21 protein-coding genes are annotated in these 22062 nt (G+C 58.4%); 8 read left to right on the forward strand and 13 right to left on the reverse strand.

Features of this window, described 5'->3' with window-relative positions; genetic code table 11:
* The first annotated feature begins 4 nt into the window (after positions 1 to 4).
* From FHW04_RS18635 to flk, 4 genes are all read left to right on the forward strand, one after another.
* Positions 5 to 985: a Bug family tripartite tricarboxylate transporter substrate binding protein gene (locus FHW04_RS18635; protein WP_046288512.1), complete on the forward strand. Its 981-nt coding sequence runs from the start codon at positions 5 to 7 to the stop codon at positions 983 to 985.
* 12 nt (positions 986 to 997) lie between these two features.
* Positions 998 to 1429 (forward strand): tripartite tricarboxylate transporter TctB family protein, encoded by a 432-nt coding sequence (locus FHW04_RS18640; protein ID WP_031377187.1) that lies wholly within the window; start codon positions 998 to 1000, stop codon positions 1427 to 1429.
* 10 nt (positions 1430 to 1439) lie between these two features.
* Positions 1440 to 2945, forward strand: a complete 1506-nt coding sequence (locus tag FHW04_RS18645; RefSeq protein ID WP_031377186.1) for a tripartite tricarboxylate transporter permease — start codon at positions 1440 to 1442, stop codon at positions 2943 to 2945.
* A gap of 113 nt (positions 2946 to 3058) precedes the next feature.
* Entirely contained in the window at positions 3059 to 4096 is a 1038-nt protein-coding gene (flk, locus tag FHW04_RS18650) for a flagella biosynthesis regulator Flk (protein WP_031377185.1), read from the forward strand.
* Between the two features lies 1 nt (position 4097).
* Here flk and FHW04_RS18655 read toward each other — a convergent pair whose 3' ends face one another.
* Positions 4098 to 4541, reverse strand: coding sequence for a rhodanese-like domain-containing protein (locus FHW04_RS18655; RefSeq protein ID WP_069729002.1), 444 nt, complete (start codon positions 4539 to 4541; stop codon positions 4098 to 4100).
* A gap of 87 nt (positions 4542 to 4628) precedes the next feature.
* Here FHW04_RS18655 and FHW04_RS18660 point away from each other — a divergent pair, with 87 nt between their 5' ends.
* Complete coding sequence (locus tag FHW04_RS18660; RefSeq protein ID WP_089561974.1) at positions 4629 to 6050, forward strand: PLP-dependent aminotransferase family protein; 1422 nt, start codon at positions 4629 to 4631, stop codon at positions 6048 to 6050.
* Between the two features lie 84 nt (positions 6051 to 6134).
* Here FHW04_RS18660 and fabB read toward each other — a convergent pair whose 3' ends face one another.
* The gene (gene fabB, locus FHW04_RS18665) at positions 6135 to 7355 is read right to left on the reverse strand and encodes a beta-ketoacyl-ACP synthase I (protein ID WP_031377182.1); all 1221 of its coding nucleotides are present in this window, start codon (positions 7353 to 7355) and stop codon (positions 6135 to 6137) included.
* Positions 7356 to 7509: 154 nt separating this feature from the next.
* On the opposite strand from fabB, the gene mnmC reads away from it, so the two are divergent.
* Positions 7510 to 9516 carry a bifunctional tRNA (5-methylaminomethyl-2-thiouridine)(34)-methyltransferase MnmD/FAD-dependent 5-carboxymethylaminomethyl-2-thiouridine(34) oxidoreductase MnmC gene (gene mnmC, locus FHW04_RS18670; RefSeq protein ID WP_179420051.1) on the forward strand — a complete coding sequence of 669 codons (2007 nt, stop codon included), beginning with the start codon at positions 7510 to 7512 and terminating at the stop codon, positions 9514 to 9516.
* 33 nt (positions 9517 to 9549) lie between these two features.
* Here the strand turns inward: mnmC and FHW04_RS18675 are convergent, their stop codons facing one another.
* Genes FHW04_RS18675 through prmB form a run of 6 tightly spaced genes read right to left on the reverse strand, consistent with a single transcriptional unit; the run spans position 9550 to position 14133 of the window.
* Positions 9550 to 9834 carry a YfcL family protein gene (locus FHW04_RS18675; RefSeq protein WP_010257960.1) on the reverse strand — a complete coding sequence of 95 codons (285 nt, stop codon included), beginning with the start codon at positions 9832 to 9834 and terminating at the stop codon, positions 9550 to 9552.
* A gap of 32 nt (positions 9835 to 9866) precedes the next feature.
* Positions 9867 to 10412 carry an elongation factor P hydroxylase gene (locus tag FHW04_RS18680; protein WP_031375923.1) on the reverse strand — a complete coding sequence of 182 codons (546 nt, stop codon included), beginning with the start codon at positions 10410 to 10412 and terminating at the stop codon, positions 9867 to 9869.
* A 16-nt stretch (positions 10413 to 10428) separates the two neighbouring features.
* Positions 10429 to 11232, reverse strand: a complete 804-nt coding sequence (locus FHW04_RS18685) for a sulfite exporter TauE/SafE family protein (RefSeq protein WP_031375922.1) — start codon at positions 11230 to 11232, stop codon at positions 10429 to 10431.
* An 8-nt stretch (positions 11233 to 11240) separates the two neighbouring features.
* Complete coding sequence (gene mepA, locus FHW04_RS18690) at positions 11241 to 12065, reverse strand: penicillin-insensitive murein endopeptidase (protein ID WP_069729005.1); 825 nt, start codon at positions 12063 to 12065, stop codon at positions 11241 to 11243.
* Positions 12066 to 12069: 4 nt separating this feature from the next.
* Positions 12070 to 13155: a chorismate synthase gene (gene aroC / locus FHW04_RS18695; RefSeq protein WP_089561973.1), complete on the reverse strand. Its 1086-nt coding sequence runs from the start codon at positions 13153 to 13155 to the stop codon at positions 12070 to 12072.
* A 45-nt stretch (positions 13156 to 13200) separates the two neighbouring features.
* Positions 13201 to 14133: a 50S ribosomal protein L3 N(5)-glutamine methyltransferase gene (gene prmB / locus FHW04_RS18700; RefSeq protein ID WP_031375919.1), complete on the reverse strand. Its 933-nt coding sequence runs from the start codon at positions 14131 to 14133 to the stop codon at positions 13201 to 13203.
* 160 nt (positions 14134 to 14293) lie between these two features.
* On the opposite strand from prmB, the gene smrB reads away from it, so the two are divergent.
* Entirely contained in the window at positions 14294 to 14842 is a 549-nt protein-coding gene (smrB, locus tag FHW04_RS18705; protein ID WP_031375918.1) for an endonuclease SmrB, read from the forward strand.
* Between the two features lie 31 nt (positions 14843 to 14873).
* Here the strand turns inward: smrB and sixA are convergent, their stop codons facing one another.
* The 4 genes from sixA to FHW04_RS18725 all read right to left on the reverse strand — a co-directional run bounded on the left by sixA (position 14874) and on the right by FHW04_RS18725 (position 19446).
* Positions 14874 to 15356 carry a phosphohistidine phosphatase SixA gene (sixA, locus tag FHW04_RS18710; RefSeq protein ID WP_031375917.1) on the reverse strand — a complete coding sequence of 161 codons (483 nt, stop codon included), beginning with the start codon at positions 15354 to 15356 and terminating at the stop codon, positions 14874 to 14876.
* A gap of 224 nt (positions 15357 to 15580) precedes the next feature.
* Positions 15581 to 17677: a fatty acid oxidation complex subunit alpha FadJ gene (gene fadJ, locus FHW04_RS18715; RefSeq protein ID WP_089561972.1), complete on the reverse strand. Its 2097-nt coding sequence runs from the start codon at positions 17675 to 17677 to the stop codon at positions 15581 to 15583.
* Entirely contained in the window at positions 17677 to 18987 is a 1311-nt protein-coding gene (gene fadI, locus FHW04_RS18720; protein ID WP_031375915.1) for an acetyl-CoA C-acyltransferase FadI, read from the reverse strand. The genes fadJ and fadI overlap by 1 nt, the downstream gene beginning before the upstream one ends.
* Before the next feature lie 162 nt (positions 18988 to 19149).
* Positions 19150 to 19446, reverse strand: a complete 297-nt coding sequence (locus FHW04_RS18725) for a YfcZ/YiiS family protein (protein WP_082097556.1) — start codon at positions 19444 to 19446, stop codon at positions 19150 to 19152.
* A gap of 357 nt (positions 19447 to 19803) precedes the next feature.
* Between FHW04_RS18725 and fadL the strand changes: the two genes are divergently transcribed.
* Positions 19804 to 21087 (forward strand): long-chain fatty acid transporter FadL, encoded by a 1284-nt coding sequence (gene fadL, locus FHW04_RS18730; RefSeq protein ID WP_031375913.1) that lies wholly within the window; start codon positions 19804 to 19806, stop codon positions 21085 to 21087.
* A gap of 67 nt (positions 21088 to 21154) precedes the next feature.
* Here the strand turns inward: fadL and mlaA are convergent, their stop codons facing one another.
* Entirely contained in the window at positions 21155 to 21919 is a 765-nt protein-coding gene (gene mlaA / locus FHW04_RS18735) for a phospholipid-binding lipoprotein MlaA (RefSeq protein WP_031375912.1), read from the reverse strand.
* Positions 21920 to 22062 lie beyond the last annotated feature (143 nt).

The raw sequence follows: 22062 nt of genomic DNA on the forward strand, positions 1-22062 counted from the left end.
CACGATGAAAAAAATAATCCATACCGCCCTGACCACTGCCCTGCTGTCGCTGATGGTGCCTGCTGCCATTGCCGCCGACGGTCCGGGCCGTACCGAATGTATTGCACCGGCTAAGCCGGGCGGCGGGTTTGACCTCACCTGCAAGCTGTTGCAGGTCTCGCTGCAGGAAACCAAACAGATTGAGACGCCAATGCGCGTTACCTATATGCCTGGCGGCGTCGGCGCGGTGGCCTACAACGCGATCATCGCTCAGCGCCCGGCTGAAGCCGGCACGGTAGTGGCTTTCTCGGGCGGCTCGCTGCTGAATCTGTCGCAGGGCAAATTTGGTCGCTACTCGGTTGATGATGTGAAGTGGCTGGCGGCAGTGGGAACCGACTACGGCATGGTGGCGGTACGTGAAGATGCGCCGTGGAAAACCCTTGGCGAGCTGATGGCGGCGATGAAAGAAGATCCGACCAAAGTGGTGGTCGGTGCCGGTGCCTCGATCGGCAGTCAGGACTGGATGAAAACCGCCCTGCTGGCGCGTGAAGCTGGCATCGATCCGCGCAAGATGCGTTACGTCGCTTTTGAAGGCGGCGGCGAGCCGGTTACCGCGCTGCTCGGCAACCATATTCAGGTGGTCTCTGGCGACATGAGTGAAATGGTGCCGCATCTGCAGGGCGGCAAAATGCGGGTGCTGGCGGTAATGTCCGATCAGCGTCTGCCGGGCCAGCTGGCGCAGGTGCCAACCGCCAAAGAGCAAGGCTTTAACATCGTCTGGCCGATCATTCGCGGCTACTACCTCGGCCCGAAAGTCAGCGATGCCGACTATCAGTGGTGGGAACAGGCATTCAAAAAGATGGTGCAAACGCCGGAGTTCAAAAAGCAGCGCGATCTGCGCGGCCTGTTCGAATTTAACCTGACGGGTCAGGAACTCGACAGCTACGTCAAAAAACAGGTGGCGGATTACCGTGAGCAGGCTAAATCGTTTGGCCTGGCCAAATAACCGGAGCGAATCATGAGCGATCGTATTTTTGCTGGCCTGTGGCTGGCGCTGTGCCTCGGCGGCATGGTGGTGGCCTGGCAAATTCAGAGCGAATACAGCTACGAACCGGTGGGACCGCGCCCCTTCCCGATGGCGATCCTCGGCCTGATGGCGATCTGCGCCCTGCTGATGCTGTTTCGCAAACCCGACACCATTCACTGGCCGTCCGGCGGCACGCTGAAGCGGCTGGTGGCGCTGGCGCTGATGATGCTGCTGTACGGCTGGCTGTTTGAAACGCTGGGCTTTGCCATCTGCACCACGCTGCTGACCTTTGGCATCGGCCTGCTGTTTGGCGCGCGCTGGTGGGCAGCGGCGCTGGCCGGGCTGGCGATGGGCACCACCCTGTTTTACGCCTTTGATCGCCTGCTGGAAGTGTCCCTTCCGGTCGGCAGCTGGCTGAGTTAAGGAGAGCATCATGGATACCTGGTCCTTTTTGATGCAGGGCTTTGCCGTCGCCATGACGCCAGAGAATCTGCTGATTGCCCTGATTGGCTGCTTTATCGGCACCATCGTTGGCCTGCTGCCGGGCCTGGGCCCGATTAACGGCGTGGCGATTCTGATGCCGCTGGCTTTTGCTCTGCACTTACCGGCGGAATCGGCGTTGATTCTGCTGGCAACGGTCTACATCGGCTGTGAATATGGCGGACGTATCTCCTCGATTCTGCTTAACGTGCCGGGTGATGCCGGGGCGATTATGACCGCGCTGGATGGTTATCCGATGGCGCAACAGGGCAAAGCCGGCGTCGCACTGTCGATTTCGGCGGTCAGCTCGTTTATCGGTTCTACCATCGCCATTATCGGCATTATTCTGTTCGCCCCGCTGCTGGCCAGCTGGTCGCTGGCGTTTGGTCCGGCAGAATATTTTGCGCTGATGGTGTTCGCCATCGCCTGTCTCGGCAGCATGATGAGCCACAATCCGCTGAAGTCATTCCTCGCGGCACTGATTGGGCTGGGAATGGCTACCGTCGGCGTCGATGCCAATACCGGCGTCTACCGCTTTACCTTTGACAGCGTTCATCTCTCCGACGGTATTCAGTTTGTAGTGGTGGTGATTGGCCTGTTCTCGGTGAGTGAAATCCTGCTGATGCTTGAGTCGACCAGCAGTGGACAGAAGGCAGTGCGGGCCAGCGGCCGGATGATGTTCAATATGAAAGAGGCGGCGATGGCAACCGGTGCGACGCTGCGATCCTCCTTTATTGGCTTTTTTGTCGGCGTGTTACCGGGTGCCGGTGCGACCATCGCCAGCGCTATCGCCTACATGACCGAGAAGAAGATCAGCGGCAGCGACCAGTTTGGTAAAGGGGATATTCGCGGTGTGGCCGCGCCGGAAGCGGCAAACAACGCCTCAGCCTGCGGCTCTTTTATTCCGATGCTGACGCTGGGTATTCCCGGCTCCGGCACCACGGCGGTGATGGTCGGCGCGTTAACGCTGTATAACATTACGCCGGGACCGGCGATGTTTGTGGAGCAGCCGGATATTGTCTGGGGCCTGATCGCTGCGCTGTTAATCGGCAACGTAATGCTGTTGATCATGAACATTCCGATGATTAACGTCTTCGCCCGCATGCTGACCATTCCGCTGTGGTTCCTGGTGCCGGCGATTGCCGCCATCTCCGCCGTTGGCGTTTACGCGGTACACAGCACCACCTTCGACCTGCTGTTGATGGTCGGGCTGGGAATCTTTGGCTATATCCTGCGTAAAATGGACTTCCCGATGTCGCCGTTGATTCTGGGCTTTGTGCTGGGTGAGATGCTGGAGCAGAACCTGCGTCGCGCCTTGTCGATCAGCAACGGGAATCTGGTGATCCTGTGGGAAAGTCTGATCTGCAAAGTGCTGCTGGTGCTGGCGATTGCGGTACTGCTGGTGCCGCCGATCTGGAAACGCTGGCGTCGTCATCGTCTGAAGCTGGCAGAAGAGTAAATCTCCCGCCGAAACGCGTGCGCCCCCGTGGGATTTCCCGGGGGCTTTTGCTATCATGGCGCATTCATTTTCCGGCGCACCCCACGCTGTTCTGTTTTCCCAAGGAATCCGCCATGCAACCTCTCAGCGGCCCCGGTGTGCCGGTCGGCGATCGTTCATCTGTCAATCCGCAAACCGGCGCAACGCGTCCCGGTTCGGTGGCCGGTGAACAGCCCCTCTCTCCTGCCCAGCGCACTACCTTAGAACGTCTGATCGTGCGTATTCTCTCGCTCAGTAATTTGAAAGCGCCTGAGCTGTGGGCCGGTGTGCGCCATGAAGTGGGCGTGAAGAGCGAAGCGGAATTACAGTCACGCCATTTTCCGGCGGCGGAGCAGTATCTGAATGCCCGCCTGACGCAGGCGCAGACCGGTCATGCGACGCGTCAGCTGATGACGCAGCTGACCGACCTGCTGCCGAAAGGCAATAATCGCCAGGCGGTCAGCGATTTCATTCGTCAGCAATTTGGCCAGACGGTATTGAGCGCGCTGAGCCAGGACCAGCTGCGTCAGGTACTGACCATGCTGCAGAACGGTCAGATGGCGATACCGCAGCCGCAGCAGACCCGCGTCAGCGATCGTAGCCTGCTGCCGGCTGAGCATCAGACCCTGAATCAGCAGGTGGTGCGCCTCGCGGCTGCCACCGGTGAATCAAGCGGAAAACTGTGGGCCGCGGCGTTAAAGCTGGTCAACCTGACCAGCGGCGATCCGATCCCGTCGCGCCACTTCCCGCTGCTGACGCAGTATCTGCAGGTGCGCCAGACCTTAAGTCAGCACAGCGCACCGACGCTGCAACTGCTGGAAGTCTCGCTGAAACAGCCGCTCGATCAGCACGAACAGCGTTTGCTGGAGGATTACAGCCAGCAGCGTTTCCAGGCGACGCCGCAGACGGTGCTCACCGCCACCCAGACTCAGGATCTGCTAAATTTCCTGTTCAGCCGTCGCGCCGAGAAGATGCACGAACAGCCGCTGGCCGCCAGCGAGATCAAACCGCAACCTATCTGGTCGCCGTTTGTCGCCTCACTGCCTCCGACGCTGCAGCCGCTGGCAAAACGGCCAATGCTGGGCGCATTTGTGGTGCTGGTGGTGCTGTTTTTACTGTGGCTGGTACTGTGAGTTAACAGCCGCAGGCGACGTCGGGCGCGGCGACTGGCCACTCGCCCGGCGCATCTCCCCAGGTCAGCGGATGACCGTCACGTTTCCAGAAATCCAGCCCGCCAATCAGTTCCTTTACCTGAAAGCCCAGCGAAGCCAGCTTCCACGCCGCTTTGGTCGATCCGTTACAGCCAATCCCGTCACAATAGGTGACATAGACTTTACTGCGATCAAGCCGGGCAGTGCTGGCCGCGTCCATATCGCGATGGGGAAAATTGATCGCACCGCAGATATGGCCGGCGCGATAGACTCCGGATGAACGCGCGTCGATCACCACGATCGCCGGCTGGCGTTGCGCCAGATCTTCTGCCAGATCCCAGGCATCGGTATAGTAAGCGAGTTTAGCCTGTAAGTAGTCGAGACTTTGCTGCGGGCTGGCCGCCGGAACACGTAACACCGATGACATAGTGATTCTCCTGTTGTGGTATGCCGGCAGTTTACGGCAAAGTGGACTGCTCTCTGAGACCCATTTTGCTTACCGGATAAGACCCTTATGCGCTCACCGCTGCTGCAACTTTTTCAGCATCAGGCCACCGGCGGCCTGCGCGAGCGGCTGTGTACCACGCTGCGGCTGGCGATTAGCCGCCACCATCTGCGCGCCGGACAACAGTTGCCCTCCACCCGCCAGCTGGCCGAGGATCTCAAGCTGTCCCGCGTCACGGTGGAGGCGGCCTACGCGCAACTGGAGAGTGAAGGCTACCTGCGGCGTGAAACCGGGCGTGGCAGCTTTGTGTCGATTACCATGCCCGAGCCGTCAGGGCCGCCTGCGGTTCATCAGCCTGCGCCTTTTTCGGCGCGCGGTCAGCAGGTGCTGGCAACCGGCGGCTGCCAGGATCCCCCTTTTCCCCATGCGTTTGCTGCCGGTTCGCCGGAGTTACGCGCTTTTCCTCATGAGACCTGGCGACGTCTGAGCAGTACCGTGCAGCGTTCACTGGGGAGCGCCGCGATGGGATATGGCGATCCCTGCGGCTATCTGCCACTGCGCCGCGCCCTGGCTGACTATCTGGCGCTGTCACGCGGCGTACATTGCCAGCCTGAGCAGGTGATGATCCTCACCAGTTCCCAGCAGGCATTACAGCTGCTGGCGCTGATGCTGCTGGATGCGGGCGATGAGGTCTGGCTGGAGGAGCCGGGCTACCCTGGCGCGCGCAACGCTTTTCTGGCGGCGGGCGCTCGGCTGCGCGCTATCGGGCTGGATGACCAGGGTGCGGTACCGATCGATGGCAGCCCGAAGCTGATGTATCTGACCCCTTCCCATCACTATCCGACCGGCGTTACGCTGAGCCTGCCACGACGGCTGGCCTGGCTGGCGTGGGCAGAGCGCAATCGCAGCTGGCTGATTGAAGATGACTACGACAGTGAATTTCACTATCACCAACGCCCGATCCCTGCCCTGCAGGGGCTGGACCGTCATCAGCGGGTGATTACCCTCGGCACCTTCTCTAAATCGCTGTTTCCCTCGCTGCGACTGGCGTGGATGGTGGTTCCGCCGGCGCTGGTGGCACCGCTGGGCCAGGCACGCAGCGTACTGGATGGTCACAGCGCCCTGCTGCCGCAGGCCATTACCGCCGCCTTCCTGCAACAGGGCCATTTCGCCAGTCATCTTCGGCTGATGCGACAGCTCTATCGCAGTCGGCGCGAGTTGCTGATCGAGCAGATTAACCAGCGGCTGACGCCGTGGATCACCCCGTTCGACAGCGGCGGCGGATTACAGTTAACGGTGAAGCTGGCGCAGGATGAGGCGCAGTTAACCGCCCGGGCCGCGCAGATCGGCCTGTTGTTGCCGCGTCTTAGTCCACTGTATGCCGGGCCGGCGCGTCAGCAAGGCTGGCTGCTGGGCTATGCGGCACTGACGCCGGATGAGATCGTGGCGGGTTGCGACAAACTACACTGGCTGCTGGCGGGGCAAGGCTGACAAGGAAGGAGGGGCAAAGAAAAGCGCGGATAAGCGGCAAAAAAAAGGACCGGCAAGCCGGTCCTTCTGGGATCTGTCAGCGCATTACGCCTGGTATTTACGCATGGTCAGGGTTGCGTTGGTGCCGCCAAAGCCGAAGCTGTTGGACATCACGGTGGTCAACTCTTTTTCCATTGGCTGAGTCACGATATTCATGCCTTCAGCCGCCGCATCCAGCGAGTTGATGTTGATGCTTGGGGCAATAAAGCCATGCTCCAGCATCAACAGCGAGTAAATCGCTTCCTGCACGCCTGCCGCACCCAGTGAGTGACCGGTCATGGCTTTGGTTGCTGAGATGTACGGCGTGTTGTCGCCAAACACTTCACGAATCGCACCCAGCTCTTTCACATCACCAACCGGCGTTGAGGTGCCGTGGCTGTTAAGGTAGTCGATTGGGGTATCTACGCCGTTCATCGCCATCTTCATGCAGCGAACTGCGCCTTCACCTGACGGTGCCACCATATCTGCGCCGTCTGAAGTTGCACCGTAGCCGACGATTTCAGCATAGATGTGCGCACCGCGAGCCAGCGCATGTTCCAGCTCTTCAACCACCACCATGCCACCGCCACCAGCGATCACGAAGCCGTCGCGCTCGTTATCGTAGGTACGTGAGGCTTTTTCTGGCGTGTCGTTGTAACGGGTAGAGAGCGCGCCCATTGCGTCGAACTCACAGGCCATTTCCCAGCACAGCTCTTCGCCGCCGCCGGCAAAGACGATGTCCTGTTTGCCCAGCTGGATCTGCTCAACTGCGTTACCGATACAGTGTGCCGAGGTGGCACAGGCTGAGCTGATTGAGTAGTTTACGCCGTGAATTTTAAACGGCGTGGCGAGACAGGCTGAAACGCCAGACGCCATCGCTTTGGTGACCACATACGGGCCAACCGCTTTCAGGCCGCGTGGGCTGCGCATTGCATCAGCACCAAACACCTGGAAACGCGGTGAACCGCCGCCTGAACCGGCAATCAGACCCACACGTGGGTTGTTCTGATACGCTTCCACGCTCAGGCCAGAATCTTTAATCGCTTCTTCCATGGAAAGATAGGCATAGATGGACGCATCACTCATGAAACGCACGACTTTGCGATCGATGAGGCCGGTGGTATCTAATTTTACGTTACCCCAGACGTGACTACGCATGCCGGAATCTTTCATCTCTTCAGAAAAGGTGATGCCAGAGCGGCCTTCACGCAGAGATGCCAGCACCTCTTGCTGGTTATTACCAATACTGGAAACGATCCCTAAGCCAGTAATCACAGCACGTTTCATTCAATAATCCTCATCCACTTCTTCTTAATTGACCAGCACTCTAGCGTACACTTGTACGCCGAACAAGTCCGATCAGCCATTTCCTTTTGTAAATTTGCGTCATGTCACGCTGGTCGCTAAAATCGCGCCACTGCCTGAAAAATGAGCCTTTAGCGTGAAATTAACCCCGGTCGAACATGCACAGCTGAACTGGAATGAACAGGGTACACCTGTTTCCCGAGCGTTTGGTGACGTCTATTTCTCCAACGATAACGGTCTGGAAGAGACCCGCTATGTCTTCCTTGGGGGCAATCAGTTGCCGCAGCGCTTCGCTCAGCATCCGCGTGATGTGCTGATTGTGGCCGAAAGCGGTTTCGGCACCGGTCTCAATTTTCTCACGCTGTGGCAGGCTTTTGATGCGTTTCAGCGCCAGCAGCCGGACGCGATTTTAAAACGTCTGCATTTCATCAGCTTTGAGAAGTTTCCGTTAACGCGCGCCGATTTAACCGCCGCGCATCAGCACTGGCCCGAACTGGCCCCGTGGGCTGACGAACTGCAGGCGCAGTGGCCCGCCGCCCTGCCCGGCTGCCAGCGTCTGCTGTTTGATGGCGGCCGCATCACGCTCGATCTGTGGCTGGGTGATATTAATCAGCTGATGAGTACGCTGGATGACAGCCTGCATCGTCAGGTGGATGCCTGGTTCCTCGATGGCTTTGCGCCGTCGAAAAATCCCGATATGTGGACGCCACAGCTGTTCAGTATGATGGCGACGCTGGCACGGCCGCAGGCGACGTTTGCCACTTTTACGGCTGCCGGCTTCGTGCGGCGTGGATTGCAGCAGGCGGGTTTCAGCGTCACCCGCCGGAAAGGTTTCGGCCCTAAACGCGAGATGCTGTGCGGCAGCCTGCAATCAGCACCGCCGCTGCCTGCGACGCAGCCGTGGTATGCCCGACCCGCCAGTTCGTCGCGGGAAGCGGCGCTGATTGGCGGCGGCATGGCCAGCGCCAGTTTAGCGCTGGCGCTGCTGCGGCGCGGCTGGCGCGTGACGCTCTACTGCGCCGATGAGGCACCGGCGCTGGGCGCGTCCGGCAACCGTCAGGGCGCGCTCTATCCGCTGCTTAATCAGCACGATCCGGCCATCGCCACCTTTTTTCCGGCGGCGTTCAGCTTTGCCCGCCGCCTCTACGATCGGCTGCCGCTGCCTTACGAACATCACTGGAGCGGCGTGTTGCAACTCGGCTGGGACCAGAAAAGCAGCAAAAAAATTGAACAGATGCTGGCGATGGGGTTACCTGACGACATTGCCTGTGCTGTTGATGCTGGCCAGGCAGAAGCGCTGGCGGGGGTGACGCTCGGCTGCGGCGGGATTTTCTATCCGCAGGGTGGCTGGCTGTCACCGGCCGAACTGACCTCGGCGATGCTGGCCCATGGCGAGACGCAGGGCTTGCGGATCCACTGGCTGCACCGCGTAACCGGGCTGGCGCATGACGGTGAACAGTGGACGCTGTCGTTCAGCGATCGTCCGGCGGTGCGCCATCCGACGGTGGTACTGGCGAATGGTCACGCCATCAGCGAGTTTACCCAGAGTGCGCCTCTGCCGATCTATCCGGTGGCAGGCCAGGTGAGTCACGTTCCGTCGACGCCGGAACTGAATGCGCTGCAGACCGTGCTCTGCTACGACGGCTACCTGACGCCGGTCAGTCCGCAGTTCGCTACGCACTGCATCGGTGCCAGCTATCATCGCGGCGAAACCGCCACCGCGTATCGGCAGCAGGATCAGCAGGAGAACCGCAGCCGTCTGCAACAGTGCCTGCCCGACAGTCGCTGGACCGACACGGTAGACATCAGTGCGGATGAGGCGCGTGTTGGGGTGCGCTGTGCGACCCGCGATCATCTGCCGATGGTCGGCAGCGTGCCGGATTATGCCGCCACGCTGGCGCGCTACGCCGATTTACCGGCACAGCAGGCGGCGGGCAGCGCGATCGCTGATGCTCCTGGCTTTAACGGTCTGTATCTGTTTGGTGCGCTCGGTTCACGCGGATTATGCAGCGCACCGCTGGCGGCTGAAGTGCTGGCGGCACAGTTGACCGGCGAACCGCAACCGGCAGATGCCGCCACGCTGGCTGCGCTGAATCCGAATCGTTACTGGGTCCGAAAATTGCTGAAGGGTAAACCGGTTTAAGCGGGGTTGCGGGCGGCATGCCGCCCTGTACCGTTATGCGGAGAGTTGACGAGCCTGGACAAACAGGTTGTCCCACATTCCGACCACTAAGGCCTGATCACGCGGCGACAACTCACCGGCGGCAATGGCATTTTGCAGACTACGGGTAACCTGAATCTGCAATGCTTCCGGCGTATGTTCGCCCAGTTGTTCGACTTCAGCGACCGCCAGCGTGAGGTGTCCACGCAGATAACCGCTGGCAAACAGCTCATCGTCACTGGCATGCTCAACCATGTCGTCAATCAGGGCCAGAATACGCGCTTCAAATTCTGCGATCATCTCAATTCCTCTTTTGATAATGCCTTGCTGCATCACAGATCGTCCGGCCAGGGAAACTGCGATGCGCTTAATGAAGGCCTGCCATAAAATTCCGCCAGGGCGGCAATAAAACGCGCGGGACGAGCGGGAATGCCCGACGTCAGATAGCTCATGACCTGAGCATGTACCTTACGCTGGAACGCAATGCGATCCGGCTCACAATCCCCGTCGAGATTGTCACAACTGACGTTGAAGGGAAAGCCTGCTGCAACACAAAACATCCATTCAAGCGCCTGCGGCTTCACTTCAACGGCTTCAAACTGACTCTGGGTGAGCGCATCGCGGCCATCCGGGCAGTACCAGTAGCCAAAATCGACCTGTTTGCGGCGCGCTTCACCGGCGATGCACCAGTGAGATATTTCATGCAGGGCGCTGGCATAAAAACCGTGGGCAAACACCACGCGGTTCCACGGCGACTCTGCATCTGCCGGAAGATAGATCGGTTCGTCGTCGCCTTTAATTAGACGGGTCTGAAATTCATCGCTAAAGCAGCGATCAAACAGCGTAATCAGCTGAGTGTAATCGTGTGTTGTGCTCATTGTTATCACGTAATAGTTACGGGTGCAGCGTGGCGAACCACGCCAGAACGGCGCTGCCGTGGCTGTCCCACAGCAATTTAACGCTCATGACGGCGGAGACGATCACCACCATCGGACGGATCAGCTTTTGCCCGCGGGTCAGCACCAGGCGTGCGCCCAGTCGCGCCCCGCAGAACGCGCCCAGCATCATGATCAGACCGGTTCCCCACACCACTTTGCCGCCAAACATAAAGAACAGCAGGCTACCGAAGTTGGAGGTGAAGTTAAGGATCTTGGCATGCGCCGTCGCTTTAGCGAGGTTGTAGCCACAGAGGGTGACAAACGCCAGTGCATAAAAAGAGCCGGCGCCGGGTCCGAAAAAGCCATCGTAGAAACCGATGCAACCGCCGCCCACCAGCGCATAAGCGATGCCGTGCAGGCGACGGGCGCGATCTTCTTCACCAATCCGCGGCATCAGCAGAAACCACAAACCGATAGCAATCAGAAACAGCGGCAACATCTGGCGCAGAATGTCCGCCTGCAGACGCTGAATCAGCACCGCCCCCAGCACCGAACCGAGAAAAGTCATGGCGATATTCAGCCACTGCTCATTCAGCTTCACCGCACCGCGCCGGATAAAGTAGAGGCTGGCTGAGAATGACCCGCCCACCGACTGTAGCTTGTTGGTCGCCAGCGCCTGCGCCGGGGAAAGCCCGGCGGCCAGCAGCGACGGCACGGTCAGCAGACCACCGCCGCCGGCAATGGAGTCAATAAAACCGGCCAGCATGGCGACAAAGAACAGCAGCCCGACCAGCAACGGGCTGATCACGAACCAATCCATGTGATCCCTTACAGTAAATGTTTATCCAGCAGCGCCTGACAGGCAGGCGGCAACGGTGGAGGTTCGCGTTTCACAGGCGCACCGCTACCCGGTTTTTTCGGCAGGAACCAGCTCTGCAACTCTGCGCCACAGCCATCACCCGCCGGCGGCGCAGGCTGATCTTCACAGCCGATGCTGCCGGCCGGACAGCGCAACCGCACATGCATATGGGCGCGATGGGCAAACCACGGGCGCACTTTACGCAGCCAGTCTCGATCCGCGCCAGCATCGGCACACAGCTGTTTCTTGATCGCCGGATTGACGAAGATGCGCGTGACGTCATCGTCTTTCGCCGCCAGCTTAATCAGACTGTCGATCTCCGGCTGCCAGTGACGGGCAATGACGTTTTTATCGCCCGGCCCCACCAGATCCAGCGGCTGCGGCTTCAGCAGCTGCTGCGCACTCCAGCGGGTTTTCGGCAGTTGCAGCCAGATATCCACATCCAGTCCGGTCTGGTGACTGGCGTGGCCGCTACTGAAGCGCCCACCTGCTGCCATGCCCATGTCGCCAATCAGCAGGTTACCCAGCTGCAGATTATGCACCTGGGTGCTGAGACGCTGAATGAACTGGATCAGATCGGGATGGCCGAAGTAGCGCCGCTGGTCCTGACGCATGACCTGATAATGAGGTGAATTCAGCGGCAGCGCCTGGGCACCAATGATACAACCGTTTGCAAAGCCGCCGACCGACTGCGGGGTACCGCTGATCGGCTGCTGGATTTGTTGCCATGGCGTGGCCGCCAGCATCGGGGCGCTGAACAACAGCGTGCTAAGCGTAAGCAGAAGCGCTTTCATGCGATCACCAGCGCGGCACGGGGCTGTTAACGTCCCCATTCTGCGCCCGCTGGCGCAGCAGATGATCCATCAGGACGATCGCCATCATCGCTTCGGCGATCGGCACGGCGCGGATCCCGACGCAGGGATCGTGACGACCTTTGGTGATCATCTCTACTTCATCGCCGTCGCGGGTGATAGTTTTGCCCGGCACGGTGATGCTGGAGGTCGGCTTCATCGCGATATTGGCGCTGATGGTCTGACCGCTGCTGATGCCGCCGAGGATGCCGCCCGCGTGGTTGCTCTGAAAGCCGGTACGGCGAATTTCGTCACGATGCTGGCTGCCACGCTGATTAACCACCGCAAAGCCATCGCCAATCTCGACGCCCTTCACCGCGTTGATGCTCATCAGCGCATGGGCCAGGTCGGCGTCCAGACGGTCGAACACCGGCTCGCCCAGACCCGGCGGCACGTTTTCCGCCATTACCGTCACTTTGGCACCAATCGAGTCACCCTCTTTTTTCAGGCTGCGCATCAGTTCATCCAGCGCGTCCAGCTTGTCTGCATCCGGGCAGAAGAACGGATTTTGTTCGACGATCTCCCACTGTTTCAGCTCACAGGCGATATCGCCGATCTGCGCCAGATAGCCGCGCACCACCACGCCGTGCTTCATCTGCAGATACTTTTTGGCAATCGCACCGGCAGCAACGCGCATCGCGGTTTCGCGCGCCGACGAGCGGCCGCCGCCCCGATAGTCACGCTGACCATACTTTTGTTCGTAGGTGTAATCGGCGTGGCCCGGACGGAACAGATCTTTGATGGCACCGTAATCCTGGGAACGCTGATCGGTATTCTCAATCAGCAGGCCAATGGAGGTACCGGTGGTCACGCCCTCAAACACACCGGACAAAATTTTCACCTGATCCGGCTCGCGGCGCTGAGTGGTATAGCGCGACGTTCCTGGCCGACGACGATCGAGATCGTGCTGAATATCTGCTTCGGTTAGCGGAATGCCCGGCGGCACACCATCAACAATGCAGCCCAGCGCAAGACCGTGGGACTCGCCAAAGGTGGTTACTCGAAAAAATTGTCCGATGCTGTTTCCGGCCATTGTGGTTCCTTGTTACGGTTCGGCGGGCGATGCTTCGCCCCACTTTTAGTCTTTGTAAAAAGAGAAATGATGCTGTGCGTCGACGATCTGCTGACGGGTCAGCATAAATACGCCATCGCCGCCGTTATCGAACTCCAGCCAGGTAAACGGCACATCGGGATACTGTTCCATCATGTGCACCATGCTGTTGCCGACTTCGCAAATCAGCACGCCCTGCTCGCTCAGATACTGTGGCGCACAGGCCAGGATGCGGCGCACCAGCTTCAGGCCATCGCTGCCTGCCGCCAGTCCCAGTTCCGGCTCGTGGTGATATTCGCCCGGCAGATCGTCCATATCTTCCGCATCGACATAAGGCGGATTGGTGACGATCAGATCGTATTTCAGCGCCGGTAACTCGCGGAACAGATCGGCGCGGATCGGCGTAACCTGCTGCATCAGACCATGTTCTTCGATGTTCTGCTCGGCAACCGCCAGCGCATCGCTGGAGATGTCGACCGCGTCAACTTCAGCGTCAGGGAACGCATAGGCGCAGGCGATGGCGATACAGCCGCTGCCGGTGCACATATCCAGAATGTGGCGCGGTTTCTCGCTGATCAGACCGGCAAAGCGATTCTCGATCAGTTCACCAATCGGTGAACGCGGCACCAGTACCCGCTCATCGACATAAAATTCGTGGCCGCAGAACCAGGCTTTGTGGGTCAGATAGGCGACCGGAATGCGCTCATTGACGCGGCGAATAACCCGCTCGACGATCAGATGACGCTCACTGGCGGTCAGGCGCGCGTTGCGCATCTCTTCCGGAATATCCAGCGGCAGCCAGAGGGACGGCAGGACCAGTTGAACGGCTTCGTCCCACGGATTGTCTGTGCCATGTCCGTACCAGATTCCGGCAGCGGAAAAGCGGCTGACCGCCCAGCGCAGCATGTCCTGAATGGTGTGCAGCTCGTTCACTGCCTCATCGACGAAAATTTTGTCCACGTAGCCCTCCGCAGGCCATTTGCTAAATCGGCCGATAGTGTGCCATGAAGCCGGGGAGAATTCAGCGCAGCAAGGTGAAAAAGCTGACATTTAATGACACTTAACGGTAAGGTATCGCCATCTGCTGTCTGACAGCCTTTTCTGATATGACCGGCCCGCCATGAGTAAAAAAACGCCCTTGAGCCAGGATGATAAAGCGCTGTTTCGGCAGTTAATGACCGGAACGCGCCAGCTAAAACAGGATACCTTTGTGCACAAGCCGCGGGTGAAAACCCGCGAGGTGCCGGTAAAACGTCTGCTTTCAGAGCAGGCGGATAACAGCCATTACTTCTCGGATGAGTTTCAGCCGCTGCTCTCAACCGAGGGGGCGACGCGTTATGTGCGCGCTGACGTCAGCCACTTTGAATTGAAAAAACTGCGGCGCGGCGACTATACGCCAGAGATATTTCTCGACCTGCACGGCTTAACCCAGCAGCAGGCCAAGCAGGAACTGGGGGCGCTGATCGCCGCCTGCCGCCGTGAGCATCTGTTTTGTGCCAGCGTGATGACCGGCCATGGTAAACATGTTCTGAAGCAGCAAACGCCGCTGTGGCTGGCCCAGCATCCGTGGGTAATGGCTTTTCATCAGGCACCGAAGATGTTTGGCGGCGATGCCGCCCTGCTGGTGCTGATTGAGATTGAGGAGTGGCAACCGCCTGAATTGCCCTGAGAGGAAGGGCCGACGTTTCGGCCCACAGACGTTAAATCGCTTTTGCCAGTTTGCGCGGACTGACCTGCCACAGCAGTTTGCCTTCACTCTGTGCCGGATCAAACTCGACGCAGGCGATAGCGGAAGTGGCGAACATTGGCGGCGCTTCCTGCGGGCAAAGTTCAGAGACTAAATACCCCACCAACGGTAAATGTGAAATCACCAGCGCGGATTTCACCCCTTCATTTGCCAGGGTTTGCAGATAGCACCCCACCAGCCCCGGGTCGCCGCCCGGCGTTAATTCAGGTAACACTTCCTGGCCTTCAGGCAGAGGAAATGCCTCACGTACCGTGGCGAGCGTTTGCTGCGCACGCAGGTAGGGACTGACCAGCACACATTCTATGTCCGGCGTCTGACTGTTAAGCCAGTTCGCCATCTGGCGTGATTCATCACAGCCGCATAGCGTTAAAGGCCTGACTGAATCACTTGCTGCTTCCAGAGCTGCATCGCCGTGACGCATGATAAAAACTTGCATAAAGCACCGCTGTTGTTTGTCGACATCGCCCGACGCATCGCGCCTGACTCTTCACTCTGCGAATGAACGCTGTGTTGTACCCTAATGGCTTCAGTATAGTCAACCGGTTGTTTATTAAATAAGCACTTCTCAGATTCCTGCTGCGGCGCACACTCTGGCGACGCTTTTCTAACCCGCTGAATCGGAGTGGGTATTCCATTTCAGCCAGAAATGTAAAATTTCGTCTATTCTGCGGCGGCCTTAATCAGCGCTTCACACGGCGCGAAACGTTCGCCATGTTGCTGCATTAGCCGGGTTAATCTATGGACCTGCTCCGCCGCGCCCGATTGTTCCATATAATGGAACGGACCACCGAGAAACGGCGGGAAACCGATGCCGAACACCGCGCCGATATCGCCATCCCGCGCGCAGCGAATCACCTGCTCATCCAGGCAGCGCGCCGCTTCGTTCAGCATCATCATCACGCAGCGTTCGGCTATCTGCGCCTCACTCTGTCGCGCCTGCGGCGTAATTTTCAGTAAGGCATAAAGCGATGCATCCGGCTTTTTACGCTGCCAGCGCGGCTGATCGTAGCGATAGAAGCCTTTGCGGTTTTTACGCCCTTTGCGGCCATCATTCAGTACCGCCTCAAACGCAGCAGGCGCGGCAAAACGCTCGCCGTAAGCCTGCTGCAGAATCGGGGAAATTTTGCTGCCGACATCAATGCCGACCTCATCCAGCAACTGGAGTGGACCGACCGGGAAACCAAATTTCACCAGCGCACGATCGATATGCTCAATCGGTTCACCTTCCAGCAGACAGCGCATCGCCTCATTTATATAGGGTGCCAGAATCCGGTTAACGTAAAAACCGGGCTTATCCGCCACCACAATCGGCGTTTTGCCCTGGCTGCGCGCCAGTGCCACGATCGTTACCAGTGTTTCGCTGGAGGTATTCAGATGGGGAATGACCTCCACCAGCGGCATTTTCTCTACCGGGCTGAAATAGTGCAGTCCGATAACGTTTTCCGGCCGCTGCGCCCCGGCAGCGATATCCTCAATCGGCAAGGAAGAGGTGTTAGAGGCAAATATCGTCTGCGGCTGACAGTGTGATTCAATCTCACGCACCATCTGTTGCTTGAGCGCCAGATCTTCAAATACCGCTTCAATCACCACATCACGCCGGGCGAAGCCCTGATAATCAATGCCGCCGGTGATACGGGCCATCTGCTGCTGACGCTGAGCCGGGGTGATCTGACGGCGTTTAACCTTTTTGCTCAGCAGCTCCCAGCTGGTTTTCAGCGCATGGTTTATCCCCTCCAGCGAGATATCCTTTATGCGCACCGGTAACCCGGCGTTGATGGCACTGACGCTGGCGATACCGCCGCCCATCAGGCCGCCACCCAGAATACCGATGTTGTGGACCGGGCGCGGCGTCGCGTCGCCACCCCGTTCTTTTTTCATCGCGGTGGTTGCGAAGAACAGACCGCGTAACGCAACCGATTCTGGCGTCATAGCCAGCTCACCAAAGGCGCGGGCTTCAGCATCATGTCCGGCACGGCTGCCCTGCTCCAGTCCAATGCGCACCACGTCAATAATGCGTTTTGCCGCCGGGTAGTTGCCCTGCGTTTTGGCGGCGGTCTGGCGACTGGCCAGCGCAAACAGCGCCTGACGCGCAATCGGTCCCTGCAACAGGCGATCGCGCAGCGGCAGCGTACGGGCGCTGGCCTTGCCTTTTTTCACCCGTGCGATAGCGGTCTCCAGCAAAATCGCCTGCGGCACCGCATCATCAACCATGCCGAGTTTACGGGCCTGTTTCGCCCGCAGGCTTTTACCGGTCAGGATCAACGGCAACGCCTGCTGCACGCCGATCAAGCGGGGTAACCGCTGCGTGCCGCCTGAGCCGGGCAATAAGCCGAGCTGGACTTCCGGCAAGCCAAGGCGGGTTTTATCATCCAGCGAGCAGATGCGCGCATCGCAAGCCAGCGCCAGCTCAAGCCCGCCGCCGAGGCAGGCACCGTGAATCGCGGCCACTACCGGGAAAGGCAAGGCGGCAAGCATCGCCATCACTTCCTGTCCCTGTTTCGCCAGCGCTTCAGCATCTGCGGCACTCTGACAGCGATCGATCATGCTGATGTCGGCACCGGCGATAAAGTTGTCAGCTTTGCCCGAAATCAGTACCAGACCGGCCAGCTGAGGATCGCGCCGCGCCTCGGCAATAATGGCAGCGATCTGGCCAGCAAATTCCGCTTTAAGGGTGTTCATCTTCTCGCCCGGCACGTCAATGGTTATGACGCCGACGTGATCCAGCCGCAGCTGTAAATGAAAAGCATTCTTCTCCATTATTCGGCCTCCAGAACCATTGCCGCACCCAGACCACCGGCCGCACAGGCGGTAACCAGTCCTAATCCTCCCCCGCGCCGCCGAAGTTCGTTCAGCGTCTGGGTGATCATTCGCGCACCGGTAGCGGCAAAAGGATGGCCATAGGCGATCGATCCCCCCAGTACGTTAAAGCGCTCTTCATTCACCTCCCCCAGCGCATGGGGACGATTCAGCACTTCGCGGGCAAAGCGCTCATCCCGGAACAGTTGCAGGTTACTCAGAGTCTGAGCGGCGAAAGCTTCATGCATATCAATCAGCGTCAGATCGGCCAGCGTGATGCCAGCGCGGTCCAGCGCCACGGGCGAGGCGTAGGCCGGGCCCAGCAGCATATCCTGCTGTACGCCAATCGCGGTAAAGGCATAGCTGCGCAGATAGCCAAGCGGTTGCAGTCCCAACTCACGGGCGCGCCCTTCACGCATCAGGATGACTGCTGCCGCACCGTCCGTCAGAGGCGTACTGTTGGCGGCAGTCACGCTGCCGTGCTGGCGATCAAACGCCGGACGCAGCCGGGCATAATCTTCAGCTTTGGCATCCATCCGCACGTTATTGTCCTGATCGATTGGCTTTTTCCAGGGCGGCACCAGCGCCGCCATCACTTCCTGTTGCAGCACGCCCGATTGCCATGCTTTGGCGGCATGCTGGTGAGAACGCAGCGCCAGCGCATCCTGTGCCTGACGACTGATACCGTGGCTTTTGGCCATCTGCTCGGCGGTGTCGCCCATTCGCAGTCCGGTTGAATACTCGGCCACCGCAGGCGGCACCGGTAGCAGATCACGCGGGCGCAGACGACGCAGAATCTGTAATTTTTGCGACAGGCTGCGCGCTTTATTGAGATCAACCAGGGCTCGCGCCAGGGTTTTGCTGACGCCAATCGGCAGCACCGATGACGAATCAGCACCACCGGCGATGCCGGCAGAGATGGTCCCGGCCAGTAAACTTTCACAGACGTTAGCCACCGCCTGAAAACTGGTGGCGCAGGCGCGGCTGACGCTGTACGCGTCGGTATGGACGCTGAGTCCGCTGCTGAGTACGATTTCGCGCGCAATATTCGGCGCTTCGGGCATCTGCACTACCTGACCAAACACCAGCTGCTCAATCACGTCGACCGGCAGTTCGCTGCGTGCCATTAATTCGCTGACCACCATCCGTCCCAGTTCTACCGCCGGAATGCCATGGAAGCCGGTCGCCTGGCGCAAAAAAGGGGTACGTAACCCGTGGGTAATCGCGATGCGTTCGCCATCGCGCGTCAGCAGCGGCTGCGCTTTGCTCATTGTTCTCACCTGTGAATCGGGACTGTGGCATCATTGCCCAAAGAGGTCTGACCTGATCCCAGTGTTAACCACAAGCGGGTGAGTCGCCAATATCGAAAGGGGAAAATTGCGAAGGGAAACACGAAAATGAAAAACGCCGCTCTGAAAGCGGCGTCTGGCGGGTTAGCGTAAACCGAGCTGGAAAATCAGGGTTTCTGCCTGGCAGCAGAAGGTGAAATCGATATCGAGCTGTACTCCCTGGTCCACATCGCTGAAGCGTGCCTCAATCAGGCAAGGGTCAGACTCAACTTCACGCGCACGTTCGGTCAGGCTGGCCAGTTTTGCTTCAGCATCAGCGCGCTGTGCAAACCACTCCGACCAGCTGGCAGTGCAATCGGTATTATCCATTACCGTGCCGACATCGACGCAACAGCAGGCTGCCGTTTCGGTCGCACTGCATTTTTTAATGGCATCAGTCATCATTTTCTCCTGACGATAGTCTGGTGGGATAAGCAATTTTATGCGCCAGATTTTACCTCTTCGGTTAAAGATGCGCCATCAACCTGTAGCTAAGTGACGAATATCACAATAAAATTTGATCCAGAACAAACTGGACTGGTTATGCTGTGCTGCGTCGGGTCAGTTTTGTTACGCAGATCGAATTTTAAGCGATCAATCCTGAAATATTTTAAAAACAATATTGCAACATGCACACAGGTCGGACCTATACTCTCCGCACTGGTCTGATATGTGCGATTTACATCAGTCCCTACAATCCGCCGTCCCTTGTTACGCGACGTAATAACGTTAAATAATAATTCACATGAGGTTGTGGTCATGAACCATAAAAACCTGTTTGCAAAGTCAGCCGTGGCGGCTGCAGTGGCGCTTGTCTCTTCACATGTTTACGCAGCTGGGTTTCAGTTAAATGAGTTTTCTTCGATTGGTTTAGGTCGCGCATATTCAGGCGAAGGCGCAATGGGCGATACCGCCGCGTCCGCCAGCCGTAACCCGGCAACCATGGCGTTAATGGATCGTCCGGCGTTTTCCATCGGGGCGGTGTATATCGATCCGGATGTGAATATCAGCGGACGCAGCCAGAGTGGCCGCAGTCTGGATGCAAATAATATTGCCCCGAGCCAATGGGTGCCGAATATTCATTACGTCCAGCCAATTAATGATCAATGGTGGATAGGCGCGTCTGCTACCTCCAATTATGGCTTAGCAACAGAGTTTAATAATGGTTACACCGCTGGCGGCTACGGCGGTAAAACCGACCTGATGACCGGCAATTTTAACCTCAGCACCGCTTACCGACTGAATGAACATTTCAGCGTCGGGGTGGGATTTGATGCGGTCTACGCCAAAGCAAAAATCGAACGTTATGCCGGTGAATCAGGCGCAGCGTTACGCATCCCGGCGGATACCCAGGTCGCCCATCTGAAAGGTGATGAGTGGGGCTACGGCTGGAACGCCGGTATCCTGTATGAAGTAGATGAAAATAACCGTTTCGGCTTTACCTACCGCTCAGAAGTCAAAGTTGATTTTGATGGCGATTACAAAAGTAATCTCCCTTCTGCGCTGAACGCGGTTAATAATCCACAGCAGTCCGGCATCCCTTATGGCACCAACGGCTCGACCATTCCAGGCGCGCTGACCCTCAACCTGCCGGAAATGTGGGAAGTGTCGGGCTGGCATAAAGTGGCACCGCAGTGGGCGGTTCACTACAGCATGGCTTATACCAGCTGGAGCCAGTTCCAGGAGCTGAAAGCGACCGGTTCCAACGGTCAGACCCTGTTCTATAAAGATGAAAGTTACCGTGATGCCTGGCGTATCGCGCTCGGGACCACCTACTTCTACGACAAGAACTGGACCTTCCGTACCGGTATCGCCTTTGATGACAGCCCGGTTCCGGCAGATAAGCGTTCGATCTCCATCCCGGATCAGGATCGCCTGTGGTTAAGCGCCGGGACCTCCTACGCGTTTGACGACAATGCTTCGGTCGATGTGGGCATCTCTTATATGCACGGCCAGAACGTGACGGTCAAAGAAGGCCCGTATACCTTTAATTCCGAAGGTAAGGCCTGGCTGTATGGCGCGAACTTTAACTATAAGTTCTGATGCGCAGAGGCCAATAAAAAGGGCGACTCACCGGAGTCGCCCTTTTTGCTGCTATAAAAACCGCACCTTACTGCGCGTCAATATCCTGCAGATCGTCCTGAATCGCGGCTGCGTTCGGGTTCTCTTCCGGTTTGAGCTTGCCACCGCGCGCCAGGAAATCGTGACGCTGGAAGTAGGCGTTGCGAATAAAGGCGTATGGATCGCTTTGCTGTTTGAGGATGGCATCCGAGTCGAGCAGCTGTGCCCGCGTCTCAATCCCTTCCAGCGTCCATTTACCAATCGACATCGGCCAGGTCAGCCAGCCGAGAATCGGATAGAGGGTATCGACGTAGTCGCCACCATCCTGACGGACGGTAAAGCTGCCGTAAGCCGGCAGTTCAACGTAAGGACCATAGCCGACGCCATAGTGGCCCAGCGTGGTGCCGAAACGGTGCGGCTCTTCACGCGCCAGCTCCGGATTAGCTTTACCGGCCACATCAATGAAGCCGCCCAGCCCCAGCACGCTGTTCAGGAAGAAACGGGTGAAGTGAATACCCGCATCACGGCCGTTACCGACCAGAATGGCGTTAACCATGCTGGCGGGTTCTTCGAGGTTACCGAGAAAATTACTCAGGCCGGTGCGGGCTGGCACCGGTACATAGTCGCGCCAGGCGACGGCTACCGGGCGAAGCACATAGGGATCGAGCACGTTGTAGTTAAAGTTGAACATCGTGCGGTTAAAGCCTTCGAACGGATCGCTGCGCTGAGCAGGTTCGTCATTCGCCGGCTTCGAACTGGCACAACCCACCAGAAGAACGCTGGCAACAGCCAGGCTGGTCAGGCGATAATTCATTCCAATCTCCCTGTGCGGATGAAAAAAAGTCTGCTCACCCTTCAGGCGGCAGTCCATTAACGAACCTGCATACCCTCAGCATAGCTAACTTTACGTCAGCCTGGGTGAGACAGGATCTGCCTGAGCGTCGTCGGATCCCGCGC

Source organism: Pantoea sp. AN62 (assembly GCF_050432985.1).
Taxonomy (GTDB): domain Bacteria; phylum Pseudomonadota; class Gammaproteobacteria; order Enterobacterales; family Enterobacteriaceae; genus Pantoea; species Pantoea brenneri.

Coding starts and splice junctions, on each gene's coding strand:
- FHW04_RS18675 (WP_010257960.1), bottom strand. CDS start 9,834: ATGATCGCAGAATTTGAAGCGCGTATTCTGGCCCTGATTGACGACATG.
- smrB (WP_031375918.1), top strand. CDS start 14,294: ATGAGTAAAAAAACGCCCTTGAGCCAGGATGATAAAGCGCTGTTTCGG.
- flk (WP_031377185.1), top strand. CDS start 3,059: ATGCAACCTCTCAGCGGCCCCGGTGTGCCGGTCGGCGATCGTTCATCT.
- fabB (WP_031377182.1), bottom strand. CDS start 7,355: ATGAAACGTGCTGTGATTACTGGCTTAGGGATCGTTTCCAGTATTGGT.
- FHW04_RS18635 (WP_046288512.1), top strand. CDS start 5: ATGAAAAAAATAATCCATACCGCCCTGACCACTGCCCTGCTGTCGCTG.
- aroC (WP_089561973.1), bottom strand. CDS start 13,155: ATGGCCGGAAACAGCATCGGACAATTTTTTCGAGTAACCACCTTTGGC.
- FHW04_RS18725 (WP_082097556.1), bottom strand. CDS start 19,446: ATGACTGATGCCATTAAAAAATGCAGTGCGACCGAAACGGCAGCCTGC.
- FHW04_RS18680 (WP_031375923.1), bottom strand. CDS start 10,412: ATGAGCACAACACACGATTACACTCAGCTGATTACGCTGTTTGATCGC.
- sixA (WP_031375917.1), bottom strand. CDS start 15,356: ATGCAAGTTTTTATCATGCGTCACGGCGATGCAGCTCTGGAAGCAGCA.
- fadL (WP_031375913.1), top strand. CDS start 19,804: ATGAACCATAAAAACCTGTTTGCAAAGTCAGCCGTGGCGGCTGCAGTG.
- mepA (WP_069729005.1), bottom strand. CDS start 12,065: ATGAAAGCGCTTCTGCTTACGCTTAGCACGCTGTTGTTCAGCGCCCCG.
- FHW04_RS18640 (WP_031377187.1), top strand. CDS start 998: ATGAGCGATCGTATTTTTGCTGGCCTGTGGCTGGCGCTGTGCCTCGGC.
- fadI (WP_031375915.1), bottom strand. CDS start 18,987: ATGAGCAAAGCGCAGCCGCTGCTGACGCGCGATGGCGAACGCATCGCG.
- FHW04_RS18645 (WP_031377186.1), top strand. CDS start 1,440: ATGGATACCTGGTCCTTTTTGATGCAGGGCTTTGCCGTCGCCATGACG.
- fadJ (WP_089561972.1), bottom strand. CDS start 17,677: ATGGAGAAGAATGCTTTTCATTTACAGCTGCGGCTGGATCACGTCGGC.
- FHW04_RS18685 (WP_031375922.1), bottom strand. CDS start 11,232: ATGGATTGGTTCGTGATCAGCCCGTTGCTGGTCGGGCTGCTGTTCTTT.
- FHW04_RS18660 (WP_089561974.1), top strand. CDS start 4,629: ATGCGCTCACCGCTGCTGCAACTTTTTCAGCATCAGGCCACCGGCGGC.
- FHW04_RS18655 (WP_069729002.1), bottom strand. CDS start 4,541: ATGTCATCGGTGTTACGTGTTCCGGCGGCCAGCCCGCAGCAAAGTCTC.
- mlaA (WP_031375912.1), bottom strand. CDS start 21,919: ATGAATTATCGCCTGACCAGCCTGGCTGTTGCCAGCGTTCTTCTGGTG.